Consider the following 13,910-nt stretch of genomic DNA (forward strand, 5'->3'; position numbering starts at 1 on the left):
TATCGGCACATCCTCGTCAACGCCTCACGCGCGGCCGGGGAGCCTGCGCCCACGGCCGTCCGGCAGGCCCCCACGGAAGCGGGCCGGAGGGAAGACGGGCGAAGAGACGACGGGGGCGCCCCGGGACCTGACGGTCCCGAGGCGCCCCCGTCGTGCGTGCCGCGCTCAGACCCTGTTCTTGGGATCGCCGTGGCACTTCTTGAACTTCTTGCCCGAACCGCAGGGGCAAGGAGCGTTGCGCGAGGTACCGGCGTAGGAGTCACCGGTGGACTCGCTGTGCTCCTCGACACCGCCCCCCTCGCTCGGCGCGGTGTAGCGCAGCTGGCTGGGACGGTCGGCGCCGAAGCCCGGGACGACGACCTCGGGAGCCGCCTCCTCCTCGCCCTTCTCCGGGGCCGCCTCGGCCGCCTCGTCCGTGTCCGTCGCGGCCGCCGCGACCGGCGTCTCCTCGGGTTCGGCCGGACGCTGCGCCTCCTCGGCGGCCGGCGCCTCCTCCTCCTTGGTGACGACGGCGGCGCCCGCGGTGGCCACCGCGGCGGCGCTGGCGGGGGTGACCTGCACCTCGGGGCGGTTGCGCACCTGGACCTCGAGGTTGAACAGGAAGCCGACCGACTCCTCCTTGATGCCCTCCAGCATCTCCTGGAACATGTCGTAGCCCTCCCGCTGGAACTCGATCAGCGGGTTGCGCTGGGCCATGGCGCGCAGGCCGATGCCCTCCTGGAGGTAGTCCATCTCGTACAGGTGCTCACGCCACTTGCGGTCCATGACCTGGAGGATGACGCGGCGCTCGACCTCGCGCATGGCCTCGGTCCCGAGCTCCTGTTCGCGGCGCTCGTAGGCCTCGTGGGCGTCCTCCTGCACCCGGTGCAGGATGAGGTCGGGGGTCAGCGCGCTGACCTCGCCGCCGTTCTCCTCGATCAGCTCGTCAACGGTGAAGCCGATCGGGTAGACCTGCTTGAACGCCTTCCACAGCTTGTCGAGATCCCAGTCATCGGGCTCGCCCTCGGCCGTGGCGATCCGGACGTAGGACTCCAGGACGTCGTCGATCATCGACTGGACCTGCTCACGCAGGTCGGCGCCCTCGAGGACCTTGCGACGCTCGGCGTAGACCACCTTGCGCTGGCGGTTGAGGACCTCGTCGTACTTCAAGACGTTCTTGCGGATCTCGAAGTTCTGCTGCTCGACCTGGCCCTGCGCGGACTGGATGGCCTTGCTGACGACACCCGACTCGATGGGCTGGTCGTCGGGGATGTTCAGCCGCTCCATGATGATCTCGACCCGGGCGCTGTTGAACAGCCGCATCAGGTCGTCACGCAGGGACAGGTAGAACCGCGACTTGCCGGGGTCGCCCTGACGGCCGGAACGGCCACGCAGCTGGTTGTCGATGCGGCGGGACTCGTGGCGCTCGGTGCCCAGCACGTAGAGACCACCGGCCTCGACGACCGCCTCGTGTTCGCTCTCGACCTCCTGCCGGGCCTTCTCCAGCGCCTCGGGCCAGGCCGCCTCGTACTCCTCGGGGGTCTCCAGCGGGGACAGGCCGCGCGCCTGGAGCTCCTCGTCGGCGATGAAGTCGGGGTTGCCGCCGAGCATGATGTCGGTGCCGCGGCCCGCCATGTTGGTGGCGACCGTGACCGCCTTCAGCTTGCCGGCCCGCGCCACGATCGCGGCCTCACGCGCGTGGTTCTTCGCGTTGAGGACCTCGTGGGCGATACCACGCTGCTTGAGCATCCTCGACAGCAGCTCGGACTTCTCGACGCTGGTCGTACCGACCAGGACGGGCTGGCCCACCTCGTAGCGCTCGGCGATGTCGTCGACGACCGCGGCGAACTTCGCCTCCTCGGTCTTGTAGACGACGTCGCGCTCGTCCACGCGGACCATCGGCTTGTTCGTGGGGATCGGGACCACGCCGATGTTGTAGGTCTGGTTGAACTCGGCCGCCTCGGTGGAGGCGGTACCGGTCATGCCGGCCAGCTTCTCATAGAGGCGGAAGTAGTTCTGGAGCGTGACCTTGGCGAGGGTCTGGTTCTCGTCCTTGATCCGCACCTTCTCCTTGGCCTCGATGGCCTGGTGCATGCCCTCGTTGTAGCGGCGGCCGCGCAGGACACGTCCGGTGAACTCGTCGACGATGAGCACCTCGCCGTCCTTGACGATGTACTCCTTGTCGCGCCGGTAGAGCTCCTTGGCCTTGAGGGAGTTGTTGAGGAAGCTGATCAGAGGGGTGTTGACGGACTCGTAGAGGTTCTCGATGCCGAGCCAGTCCTCGACCTTCTCCACGCCCGACTCGGTGATGCCGACGGTGCGCTTCTTCTCGTCGACCTCGTAGTCGACGTCACGACGCAGCCGCGGCGCGATCTTGGCGAACTCGGCGTACCAGCGGGAGTTCTGCTCGGCCGGACCGCTGATGATCAGCGGCGTGCGCGCCTCGTCGATGAGGATGGAGTCGACCTCGTCGACGATGGCGAAGTAGTGCCCGCGCTGCACGCAGTCCTTGATGGACAGGGCCATGTTGTCGCGCAGGTAGTCGAAGCCGAACTCGTTGTTGGTGCCGTAGGTGATGTCGGCGGCGTAGGCCTTGCGGCGGTCTTCGGAGGACATGTCGGGGACGATGACGCCGACCTCGAGCCCGAGGAACTGGTAGATGCGTCCCATGTTCTCGGCGTCACGGCGGGCCAGGTAGTCGTTGACCGTGACGACGTGGACGCCCTTGCCGGCGAGGGCGTTGAGGTAGACCGCGAGTGTCGCGGTGAGGGTCTTGCCCTCACCGGTCTTCATCTCGGCGATGTTGCCGAGGTGCAGTGCCGCGCCGCCCATGAGCTGGACGTCGAAGTGACGCTGTCCCAGAGTGCGTTTGGCCGCCTCCCGGACGGTGGCGAAGGCCTCCGGGAGCAGGTCGTCGAGGGATTCACCGTCCTGGTGGCGCTGCTTGTACTCGTCGGTGAGTTCGCGAAGTTCGGCGTCGCTCAGATCGACGAAGTCATCCTCGATCGAGTTGATCTGGTCCTTGAGCTTCTTCAGCTTGCGCAGGACCTTTCCTTCGCCCGCGCGCAGGACCTTGTCGAGTATGCCTGGCACTTCCTATGCGCTCCTCACAGATCGTGACCCGCATCCGGAGGCGGGACGGATCCTTTACCCCCAGCGTTCCATCGTAGGTGAGCCTATTGCCTTGATGACGCTGAGCGGGTATCGCGACGGGATCGACATTGAGTTCACGGCGTTTAGCCAGTTCGCGCCTGGGTTATGGCCGAATGTGAAGGTTGTGGACGAGCCAGGGGCTATACCGGAGGTGCGCCGATGGCCGAGAACACCCGCGACACTCGTTTCATCAGAGGCTCACAGGCCGAGGGCGGCGCCTTCGCCCCGACCAACAGCCACCGGGGCCGGGGACGGTCCTGGATCGCGGTCGCCGTCATCCTCGTCGCCTTCGTGTTGATCGCGGTGTCGCTGACGCTCGGCCCCGCGTGGTGGCTGCTGGGGATCGGGGTGGCGCTGATGGTGGTCGGCGGCGTGCTGTGCCTGGTCACCGACATCTTCACCGACGTGGTGCTCGACGAGCCTCGCTATGAGCCCGAGGAACCGCACTCGACGCCCCTGCACCGGATCAAGCAGGGCAAGTAGCCGACGTTCCCCGACCGTCGACCGGTCCGGCCTGGTCGACGGAGGGGTCCCGCGGGCGCGCGACGGGTGGGAACTCCCGTTCGCGACCGGGCGGCCCTTCTCCCCCGCGCCGGGGTGGGGCCCGGCGCGACCTCGAACCCGCCGATCCGGCATCCTCCTGCGAAGAGCCGCGGCCGACGAGAGCGGACGCCCCCGTCCCCGCGGGCGTGCCGTGCCCGGAGAACCGGACACGGCACGCCGTCGTTCGGCCGGGCTCCGCCCTACTCCATGAGGCGCAGTACCCCGTAGTTGAAGCCCTTCCGGCGGTAGACCACGCTGGGAGCGTCACGCTCCTCGTCGCGGAACAGGTAGAAATCGTGGCCGACCAGCTCCATCTCCATGAGGGCCTGGTCGATGGTCATGGGTTTCGCGTAGTGGAACTTCTCGCGAACGATCACCGGCGCGTCCCCCTGGGTGTCGAGCTCGACGACCTCGTCGGCGAACGCCTCGTCGACGGCGGCGCCGTCGATCTCCTCGTCGTCCATCGGGGCTGTGGGAGCGGGTGGCGTCGCGACGGCCCCCAGGGGCGCGGCCTGGGCGTCGCCGAGGGAGGCGGTCGCCGCGGCCACCGAGACGGGCGTACGTCCGCCCTTGTGCACCTTGCGACGGTCGGCTGCCTTGCGCAGCCGCGATTCGATCCGGTCGAGAGCCAGATCGAGCGCCGAATAGCGGTCGTCTGCCGCGGCCTCGCCGCGGACCACCGGACCACTGGAGTGGATGGTCAGCTCAACCCGCTCGCGCTGGTCCGCCAGTTTCGGGTTGCGCTCCTTGGACACCTCCACATCGACGCTCATCCCCTTGTGCTCCCACTTGGAGAGCCTGTTCAGCTTGTTCTCGACGTGCTGTCGGAACTTGTCACTGACCCCTGTGCGCCGACCCTTGACGATGATGTCCACAAGACCCCCTTCGTCGCTTGGCTACCGGCTGATAGCCCGGCTTCGTATCGTGTGCCCGCGTCGTGGTCGCAGGCCCGAGGGACCTCCTTCCTGGGTCCACGCCGTCCCATGACGGCTCCAGTGGGAGCCGTATACCCGGGAGATCGCTGGAACTCACCGGAAACGGGAACGATCGTCGGGCCCGGGAGAGAACGCGCGCCACAACGGCGTCGCGGGAGAGGAGGGAGTCGGGAGGGACCGACCCGGGGCACGATACGTGGAAGGAATATGTCACCCGTCCGGCCGACCTGGTCTTCGTCCCCACATCCGCCTGCTGAGGGTCTCGCGGCGCTTGTGTGCCACTACTGCCCTTCTCCCTGACCCGGAGGACATCGGGACCTCCGGCGAGGCAGGGCTTACCTCTAAGCCGCACCGTGATCGGTCGACGAAAAGTCGCCTTACGTGGGCCGTTTCGCCTGCGGCTGGCATCGGCTTGCCGAATCGACGTCCCCACTCGGAGGACGCCGGCTACGGCGCAACCACGGACCCGGACGGGTGCCATGTCTGGAACGCTAGCCCGTGAACAGCCAGATGTCAGGTGCTGTTGGTCCTGAATCTACTTTTCCCGGGCTCGATGTTCCCTACAGACGCCGAAAGAGGAAGGAACCGGATCGTCGGGTAAAGAGTTCCTGACGATCCGAGTTTCAGGGGCCACCTCCGGCCCTACCGAGACTACCCCCGTTCGCACAGCACAACGGCCCCCTGCACGGTGCAGCGCGCGGCGCGGAGCGCCCGCGCGGCCTCGGCGATGGTGGCCCCGGTGGTGAGCACATCGTCCACGATGAGGACGGGAGCGCCGCGCAGGAGGGGCATCGCGTTCGGCCGGACCGCAAGTGCGCCCGCCAGGTTGGCCCCGCGCTGGGTGGCGGTGAGCCCGACCTGATCGGCGACGCGGCGGACATGGTGCAGGCCGGCGACGACCCGGATCCGCGGCGGATGGCGGCCGGTCCCGGCCGCGGCCGCTCCGGCCAGCAGCCGAACGGGGTCATACCCCCTGTGGCGCAGAGCGGAGCCACGGGAGGGAACGGGCACCAGGAGGACACGGCCGTGACCGCGCGCGGCCTCGGCGACCGCCCGGGCCAGCGTGTCCCCCAGGGGTCCGGCGAGGGACCTGCGTCCCCCGTTCTTGAACGCGAGCAGGAGGTCGCGGTGGGGACCGGAGTAGAACCCGCAGGACCACACCAGCGGGCAGCGGGGGCGCGGGCGGCAGGGGCGGGGTGGACGTCGCAGCACACCGGAGCAGGACGGGCACAGCCGCGTGCCGGGGACGCGGCAGCCCGCGCACCGTCGCGGCAGGACCAGGTCGACAAGGGCGGCCAGGCCGCCGGCGGGGAGGAACGACACGTCTGTCATGCCTCCCAGCCTGACCGCCGGCGAAACGTCCCCGCCAGCGCGATCCACGGCCTGTGGACAAGCTCAGCCGGGATAGACCGGATTGGCCCCGTCGGTGACGCGCTGCCACATCAAGCGGTCGTTGGTCATGGACAGGTAGTCGTCCTCGACCCCCGCCAGCAGGGGCTGCCCGGGCGCGGCGGCGATCGTCTTCATGTCCGACCCCGCCGCGGCACCGGCGCTGGTGGACTCGGTACTGCCGTCGAGCGAGACCAGGTAGGCCTGGAGCGCTCCGCGCTCCTTGCGGCCGAGCACCGCGAGCTGGTCGGCACCGCGCCAGGCGATGTCGGAGACGTGGTCGAGATCCATGGCCAGGGGGATGAGGTGTTCCAGCGCGACGCCGCCGTCGGCGTGGACCACCCGGCCGACGAGGAGCCGAGTGCCGTCACCCTCGCCCACGAGGACCGCGACGCGGGTGCCGTCGCGCGAGGCGCGCAACTGGGTCACCGTGCGTCCGGCCAGCTCGGGCGCGTTCACCTGCACGGGGTCGGACCCACCGGGCAGCATCCACAGACGGGTCCCCGGGCTCTTGGGTTCCCGTGGGGACGGCTCCGTCCTGGGCGTGTCGCCGGGCTCGGTGTCGTCGTCGACGTCCTCGGCGTCGGCGCGTTCGGCGACGTCGCCACCGGAGGAGATGTCCTCGACCGCCCACAGGTTGCCGTAGCCGTCCCACGACAGGGCCGTGTAGTCGCCGCCGTCGAGGACAATGGCGTACTCGGAGCCGTCGACCATCTCGGTGGTCACCACCCTGTGGTGCCCGGCCGTGATGCCGGCGACCCATCGCTCGTCCAACGACACGGCGTGCTGCTCCAGCGGGGTGCCGCCCACGCCCGCGGCTCCCTCGACCCGGGCCTCCTGCTGGGAGGAGTCCAGCGACCACAGTTGGCCGTCACGGACGAAGTAGGAGCGCAGCGCCCCGTTCACCCCCGAGGGGTTGACGGAGTTCCAGTAGTCGCCGCCGATCTGCAGGCCCTCGTCCTGCGAGCCCGGAACCTCGATCTCCTCCCCGTCGAGGCGCAGCGTCAGCTCCTGGACCTCGGGGAGCTGTTTGAGCGTCCAGACGAGCTGGGCCGCCATACCGACACGCTGCTCGGAACCGATGTACTCGGACTCGCCGGTGGTCAGCTCCACGGTGAGGTGACCGGTGTCGTAGGCGACCGCGGCGTTGGTGCCGGGCGGGAAGGCGGAGCGCACGGCCGGCTGCAGCCACTCCGTCGGCCCACTGACCAGCATGCGGGCCAACAGGCGGGAGAGCTGGTCGGGCAGGTCGGTGGTGGACTGCACCGGGAGGAGGACCGGATCGGGCACCAGCGTGCCCATGTCGCGGTTGAAGAAGTAGAGGTTGAGGGGACGGTAGACCCGGTCGACGTCGCGGCGGCTGAGCACGAGCTCCTGCGGCAGCTCGGCGATACGCCACTCGCCCTCGACCTTCACCAAATCGAAGGTGACGTCGATGACCTGGCCGGATGTGGCCGGAACGTACTGGCCGCTCGCCTCGATGGTGGCGACCTGCTCGGTGCGCATGCGCACCGTCGCGGTCTCCCCGCCCTCGGCGGTCGCCACGTCGAGGCCGACCGCGTCGATCTCGCCGTAGACGAGCACGGTCCCGTCCGGCCGCCATGTCGCCTGCTTCTCCGGCGTCATGTACATCCGGGGCGCGCGGTAGTCGTCCTCGACGCTGCCCATGTCCTTGAGGAAGCCCTTGACCAGCGCGGCCTCGTCGACGCCGCGCTGCGGCCCGGCGGGGATCTGGCGCACGTAGGTGCCGTCCTGTCCGGCGGCGTTGCCCCGCCCCGCGCCCTCGACGATCGGCCCACTGGTGGGCACGGTGGCGCACCCGGAGAGCGCGGCGGCCAGGCAGGCGGCCCCGGCGGCGGCCCCCAGGCGCATCGTCCGTCCCGTCACGGCGTATCCCCCAGTCCCCCCGACCACGAGGAGTCGAGTTCGGTCTGCGCCGCCGGCAACACGCGCCCGCGGCCGATGGCCATCTCCGGCGGAGCCAGGGGCAGGGGCGAACCGCGCAGTTCCGCGCCGGCCTTGCGCGGCAGCGACAACCGGAACTGGGCCCCCTTGCCCGGCATCCCCCACGCCTGGAGCCACCCCCCGTGCAGCAGCGCGTCCTCCTTGGCGATGGACAGTCCCAGACCGGTGCCCCCGGTGGTGCGGGCGCGGGCCGGGTCGGCGCGCCAGAAGCGGTCGAAGCACAGGTGCTCCTCGCCCTCCTTCAGGCCGACCCCGAAGTCGCGTACCGCGACGGCGACCGCGTCGCGGTCGCCCGCGGCGGTGACGATGACGTCCTTGCCCTCGCTGTGCTCGATGGCGTTGACGATGAGGTTGCGCAGGATCCGGTTGATGCGGCGCACGTCGAACTCCGCGACACACGGCTCGGCCGGCAGGCGCAGCACCACCTTGATCCCGCGGCGCTCCGCGAGCTGTTCGGCGTCGCCCACCGCCCGCAGGACGGCGTCGCGGATGTCGCCGGCCTCGACGGCCAGCGTCGCCGCCCCGGCGTCGTGCCGGCTGATCTCCAGCAGGTCGGCGAGCAGCTCCTCGAAGCGTTCGAGCTGGCTCTGCAACAGCTCCACCGACCTGCGCATGGTCGGATCGAGTTCGTCGCGGTCGTCGTAGAGCAGGTCGCCGGCCATGCGGATCGTGGTCAGCGGGGTACGCAGCTCGTGGGAGACGTCGGAGACGAACTGGCGCTGGACCTGGGAGAGCTCCTCGAGTTCGAGGATCTTCTCCTGGAGGTTGCCGGCCATGTCGTTGAACGACACCGCCAACCGGGCGAGGTCGTCCTCGCCCTGGACCTTCATCCGCTCGGTGAGGTCGCCCGAGGACAGCCGCTCCGCCGAACTCGCCGCCTGGCGTACCGGGATGACCACCTGGCGGGTGACCACGTAGGCGATGGCGGCGAGGAGCAGGATGAGCGCCGAGACGACGAGCAGCAGCGTCCCCTGCACGAGGTCGAGCATCTCCTGCTCGTGGTCGAGCGGGAAGAGGTAGTACAGCTCGAAGGCGCTGGACAGCTGTGAGCCGACGACGAGCCCGGGCTCGGTGCCGTTGCCCCGGATGATCTCGGTGTAGCCGTAGAACTGCTTCTCCAGCTCGGTGCTGTTGCGGACCTCCTCGCGCATCCGCTCGGGCACGCTCGCCTCGGAGACGTCGCCGCTGGCGCGGCCGGTCATGCCGCCGACCGAGGGAAGGATGATGACCTCGTAGAGGCCGGTGGAACCGCTGCGCGCGCCCAGGTCCTCGGTGATCCGGTCGAGCTGCCGGTCGCGGTCGGACTCGGCGCTGTCCTGGAGCACGCTGAGGGCGTAGGTGAGCCCCGCGCGATGGTCGTGCAGGGCGGCGTCCTGCTTGGCGTCGAGCAGGCCCGCCTGGACCTGCTGCATGAGGAAGAAGCCGAGAACCGCGGTGACCAGCCCGGAGATCGCCAGGGTGGTGGTGACCACCCGGAGTTGCAGGGACCGCCGCCAGCGGGTGTGGACCCCGCTCACCAGGGCACGCGCGGCCCGCTGGGCCGCCAGGTAGCACCGGCTCAGCAGTCCGGCGAGGCGTTGCCAACGCGAGAGCGCGGCGTCCTCGCCCTCTGGCGGGTACGCCGCGTTCGCGCCACCTGGGGTGACCGATGCCGAGGCCGTCACAGGACCTTCCGTCAGGCGCCGCCGGCCTTGTAGCCGACGCCGCGGACGGTAACGACGACCTCGGGGTGTTCGGGGTCCTTCTCGATCTTGGCGCGCAGCCGCTGGACGTGGACGTTCACCAGGCGGGTGTCGGCCGCGTGGCGGTAGCCCCACACCTGCTCCAGCAGAACCTCGCGGGTGAAGACCTGGCGGGGCTTGCGCGCGAGGGCGACCAGCAGGTCGAACTCCAGCGGGGTGAGGCTGATGGGCTGGCCGTCGCGGCGCACGGAGTGGCCGGCGACGTCGATCGTGATGTCACCGATCTGGAGCACCTCGGGAGCCGGCTCCTCGGTGCGGCGCAGCCGGACGCGGATACGCGCCACGAGCTCCTTGGGCTTGAACGGTTTGACGATGTAGTCGTCGGCGCCGGACTCCAGGCCGAGCACGACGTCCACCGTGTCGCTCTTGGCGGTGAGCATCACGATGGGAACACCCGATTCGGCGCGGATCTGGCGGCACACGTCGATGCCCTCGGTTCCGGGCAGCATGAGGTCCAACAGCACGAGATCCGGCTTGGTCTCCCGGAAAGCCTCCAGGGCCTTGTCCCCGTCGTGTACGAACGACGGCTCGAAACCCTCGCCTCTGAGGACGATGCCCAACATCTCGGCGAGAGCGAGGTCGTCGTCGACGACCAGTACGCGTCCCTTCATCGATTCTCCGGCGCTCTCCGCCCCGCGGGGCGGACCTGCGAGCGCCTTCTCCTTTCCGGACACTCAAACGGCGAAAACGTTCGATCTCTTCTGCCGGGTCCCCCCGTGGAGCGACCTTCCGTCCCTAACCTTGCCATCATCGGCCTTGCCCTCGGGCAGGGTTGCCCCGATGACCACACACAGCGGCGGGGGATTCCCACGGGCCCACAGCGCCTGCGGGTTCCCCCTCCGGTTCCCTCCGTCCGGTCCGCCACTCCCGCGAAGCGGGGGTTTGGGCTGCCAGAGGGCACGGTCGCTAGATAACGAAAGCATACAAAAAGAATGAACAACGTCGCCGTTCCGATATGGAACGAACCCTCCGTGCGGTAGGTGGGGTCCGACGCTAGGTTGAACTCACATAACGTGGGTAATCCGACGGCCGCGTTGCGGCCTTGCCGATGGAACCAACGGGAGGACCGATGCCCCAGGAGGACGGTCAGGCTTGGCGGGCCCCTGGAGACCGACCCGACCACCCCTCCCCGTCCGCTCCTGGCCCCTCCGGTGCGCCCGGTGGCGCCACCGGTGGCTGGGCGGCTCCCGGCGGTCCCGTCCCGCAGCCCAACGCGCCCGGCCCGCAGGGGGCACCCGGCCCCGGCTGGCCGCCCCCGCACCAGGGCGGCGCGGGGTGGCCGCCGCACCAGCCCGGTGGGCCGGGTTGGCAGCAGCCCCACCACGGCGGGGCGGGCTGGTCCCCTCCACCCCCCGACCCCAAGCCCGGCGTCGTCGCGCTGCGCCCCTTGACGCTCGGTGACATCTTCAACGGCGCCTTCAGTTACATCCGGCACAACCCCAAGGCCACGCTGGGGCTGTCCGTCATCGTCATGGCCATCGCGAGCCTGCTCCCGGCGGTGGGGTTCGGCTCGTTCATGGACGAGTACACCTCCTACCTCGACGCCCTCGTGGCCGATCCGGCGGCCGACGTCGGCGCCTTCCCGTTCTCCTCCTTCAGCCTGATCGGGGTCTACGGCGGGGCGCTCCTCTCCCTCATCGCCGGCTACATCCTCAACGGACTGCTGGCGGTGGTGATCGGCCTGGCGGTGATCGGCCGGCGGGTCACCCTGAAGGGGGCCATCGACGCCCTCCGGGGCCGGATCGGCGCGCTCCTCGGCCTGGGCGGACTGTTCCTCCTGCTCTCCCTGCTGTGGACGGTGGTCCTGGCGTTGGTCCTGACGGTCATCGCCCTGTCGGCCCTGGTCGACCCGTGGCTGATCGCGGTCACCGCCGTCATCGGGATCCCCGCCGTGATCGCGCTCGGCGCGTGGGTCTACATCCGCACCGCCCTGGCCATGCCGGTGGTGGTGCTGGAGCGCATCGGCCCGGGCCGCGCGCTCGGGCGTTCCTGGCGGTTGACGCGCGGAAGCTGGTGGCGGGTGTTCGGCATCCTCCTGCTCGTCCAGTTCATCGCGGGGATCGTCGCCAACCTCCTGGCGACCCCGTTCACGCTCGTCTCGCTGGCCCTCACCTTCCTGGCCCCCGACGCCGCGTGGATGCCGGTCGCCGACTCCGCCTCGTACTACCTGGGCATGGTCCTGTCCGGTGCCGTCACCAGCCCCTTCACCGCCGGAGCGGTGACCCTGCTCTACGTCGACCTGCGGATGCGCCGCGAAGGGCTGGACCTCCGGCTGCGCTCGGCGACCCGTCCGGGCGAGCAGGCCGGCGCCGAGGTGTACCTCACCGATGGCGGGTACCACCCCTCCGGCGCCCCCTCGGGCCCGGTCGGCCCGTACCCGGGGGCCCCGGCTTGAGCGGCCCTCTCCCGCACGCCGCCGAGGTGAGCCGCGAGGAGGGGGCGCGGGCGGCCCGAGAAGAGCTGTCCAAGGACATCTACCAGCGCTCCGAGCCCAGCCTCATCGAGATCATCTACACCCGGGTCATGGACTGGATCGAGGAGCTCACCCGCCGCATCGGCGACAGCGTCCCCGGCGGCTGGTGGGCGCTCGGGGCGCTGCTCGCCGTGCTGGCCGTGCTGCTGGTCGCCCTCCTCGTCCACACCCGGCCGGCCCGCCGCGCCCGGCGGCGCGGGGCGCAGGTGGACCAGGACACGCCGCTGAGCGCCTCCGGCCACCGCGCCCTGGCCGAGCGGCACGCCGAGGCCGGCGCCTACGCCGAGGCCATCGTGGAGCGGTTGCGCGCCATCAGCCGCGAGCTGGAGGACCGGGCGATCGTCCTGCCGCGGGCGGGACGCACGGCGACCGAGTTGGCCACCGAAGCCTCCCCGGCGCTCCCCGACGAGCGCGGCGCCCTGCGCGCCGCCGCCGACGTCTTCAACGACGTCCGCTACGGTGAGCGCGTGGCCACCGCGGACTCCTACGCGGTGCTGCGCGACCTTGACGAGCGGATCCAAACGGCCCGTCCCCACCACGGCCGGGAGGTGACACGGTGACCGCCGCCCCTCCCATGGCGCCTCCGCCCACGGTGACCTCGACGAGCGCCGCCGACCTGTGGCGCCGTGTCCGCGGCCCGCTCGGCTTCCTCCTCGCGTTGACGGTCATCGCCGTCGTCCTCTCCCTGGGGTCCCGTCCCTATCCCCAGGGCGACCTCGACCCCGACTCCCCCGTTCCCGAAGGCGCGCGGGCCCTCGCCGAGGTCCTGCGCGAGCGGGGCGGCGAGGTGACCATCGCGCGCGACACCGCCGAGGCCGTGGAGTCGCTGGGGCCCGGGACCGTGCTGATCCTCACCCAGTCGCACCGGCTGCTCCCCGAGGAGCTCGACCGCCTCGCCGCGGCCCCGGGCGACCGGCTGCTCGTCCAGCCGACCACCGCGGCGCTGGAGGCGCTGGCCCCCGGTGTGGCCGTGTCCGGCCGCGTCGAAGCCGGCACGCTGTCGCCCCGATGCGGGCTACCGGCCGCGCGCGCGGCGGGGCCCGCCGACGCCGGCGGGGAGCTGTACGCCGTCGAGGAGGGCCTGGCCTGCTATCCGGCGCCGGAGGGCGCCGCCCTGGTCCGCTCCTCCGGTGACGGGGGCACGGTGACGGTGCTGGGCACCGGCGCCCCGTTGCGCAACTCCCACCTCGACCGCGAGGGCAACGCCGCGCTCGCGCTCAACCTGGTCGGCGGGCGCGACGTGGTCTGGCTCCACCCCGACGTTCCGGTCGCCGAGGGAGACGCGACCCTGTGGGAGCTGCTCCCCCAGGGGATCAGGCTGTCGGTGTGGCCGTTGGCGTTCGCGCTGGCGCTGCTCGCCCTGTGGCGCGGCCGGCGGCTCGGTCCGCTCGTCGCCGAACGGCTCCCCGTCGTGGTGCGCGCCTCGGAGACGACGGAGGGACGCGCCGGCCTGTACGCGGCACGGCGCGCCCGCGACCGCGCGGCGGCGGCCCTGCGCGCCGGATTCCTCGACCGGGTGCGGCCGCTCCTGGGGTTGAACGCCGCTTCCACGCCGCAGGCCACGGCCGAGGCGCTGGCCGAGCGCACCGGGGAGTCCCCCGACCGGCTGCTCGTCCTGCTCTACGGCGATCCGGCGGACGAGGGTGGCGACCCCCACTCCGTCGACGACGCCGCACTGGTCCGACTCGCCGACGAACTCGACAGGATCGAGGGCTCCCTGCGATGACGGGT

The 13,910-nt window shown here is 70.8% G+C and carries 10 protein-coding genes; 4 read left to right on the forward strand and 6 right to left on the reverse strand.

What is annotated here, in order from left to right; translation table 11 throughout:
* Positions 1-165 precede the first annotated feature (165 nt).
* Complete coding sequence (gene secA, locus ACYVHU_RS10040) at positions 166-3,072, reverse strand: preprotein translocase subunit SecA (RefSeq protein WP_078761594.1); 2,907 nt, start codon at positions 3,070-3,072, stop codon at positions 166-168.
* A gap of 219 nt (positions 3,073-3,291) precedes the next feature.
* Here secA and ACYVHU_RS10045 point away from each other — a divergent pair, with 219 nt between their 5' ends.
* Positions 3,292-3,615 (forward strand): hypothetical protein, encoded by a 324-nt coding sequence (locus ACYVHU_RS10045; protein WP_078761595.1) that lies wholly within the window; start codon positions 3,292-3,294, stop codon positions 3,613-3,615.
* Between the two features lie 260 nt (positions 3,616-3,875).
* Here ACYVHU_RS10045 and hpf read toward each other — a convergent pair whose 3' ends face one another.
* The 5 genes from hpf to mtrA form a co-directional block, all read right to left on the reverse strand.
* Positions 3,876-4,550, reverse strand: coding sequence for a ribosome hibernation-promoting factor, HPF/YfiA family (gene hpf, locus ACYVHU_RS10050; protein ID WP_078761596.1), 675 nt, complete (start codon positions 4,548-4,550; stop codon positions 3,876-3,878).
* A 711-nt stretch (positions 4,551-5,261) separates the two neighbouring features.
* On the reverse strand, positions 5,262-5,942 hold the full coding sequence (locus ACYVHU_RS10055; RefSeq protein ID WP_078761597.1) for a ComF family protein: 681 nt from the start codon (positions 5,940-5,942) through the stop codon (positions 5,262-5,264).
* Between the two features lie 63 nt (positions 5,943-6,005).
* Positions 6,006-7,886 (reverse strand): LpqB family beta-propeller domain-containing protein, encoded by a 1,881-nt coding sequence (locus tag ACYVHU_RS10060; RefSeq protein WP_078761598.1) that lies wholly within the window; start codon positions 7,884-7,886, stop codon positions 6,006-6,008.
* On the reverse strand, positions 7,883-9,628 hold the full coding sequence (mtrB, locus tag ACYVHU_RS10065; protein WP_078761599.1) for an MtrAB system histidine kinase MtrB: 1,746 nt from the start codon (positions 9,626-9,628) through the stop codon (positions 7,883-7,885). The genes ACYVHU_RS10060 and mtrB overlap by 4 nt, the downstream gene beginning before the upstream one ends.
* Before the next feature lie 11 nt (positions 9,629-9,639).
* Entirely contained in the window at positions 9,640-10,317 is a 678-nt protein-coding gene (gene mtrA / locus ACYVHU_RS10070) for an MtrAB system response regulator MtrA (protein WP_078761600.1), read from the reverse strand.
* A gap of 458 nt (positions 10,318-10,775) precedes the next feature.
* Here mtrA and ACYVHU_RS10075 point away from each other — a divergent pair, with 458 nt between their 5' ends.
* The 3 genes from ACYVHU_RS10075 to ACYVHU_RS10085 are packed head-to-tail and all read left to right on the forward strand — an operon-like array spanning position 10,776 to position 13,905.
* Positions 10,776-12,101: a DUF7847 domain-containing protein gene (locus ACYVHU_RS10075; RefSeq protein WP_498948183.1), complete on the forward strand. Its 1,326-nt coding sequence runs from the start codon at positions 10,776-10,778 to the stop codon at positions 12,099-12,101.
* Entirely contained in the window at positions 12,098-12,739 is a 642-nt protein-coding gene (locus ACYVHU_RS10080) for a DUF4129 domain-containing protein (protein ID WP_235000923.1), read from the forward strand. The genes ACYVHU_RS10075 and ACYVHU_RS10080 overlap by 4 nt, the downstream gene beginning before the upstream one ends.
* 14 nt (positions 12,740-12,753) lie before the next feature.
* Positions 12,754-13,905: a DUF4350 domain-containing protein gene (locus ACYVHU_RS10085; protein WP_078761720.1), complete on the forward strand. Its 1,152-nt coding sequence runs from the start codon at positions 12,754-12,756 to the stop codon at positions 13,903-13,905.
* Positions 13,906-13,910 lie beyond the last annotated feature (5 nt).

The sequence above is a fragment of the Marinactinospora endophytica genome (genome assembly GCF_054780875.1).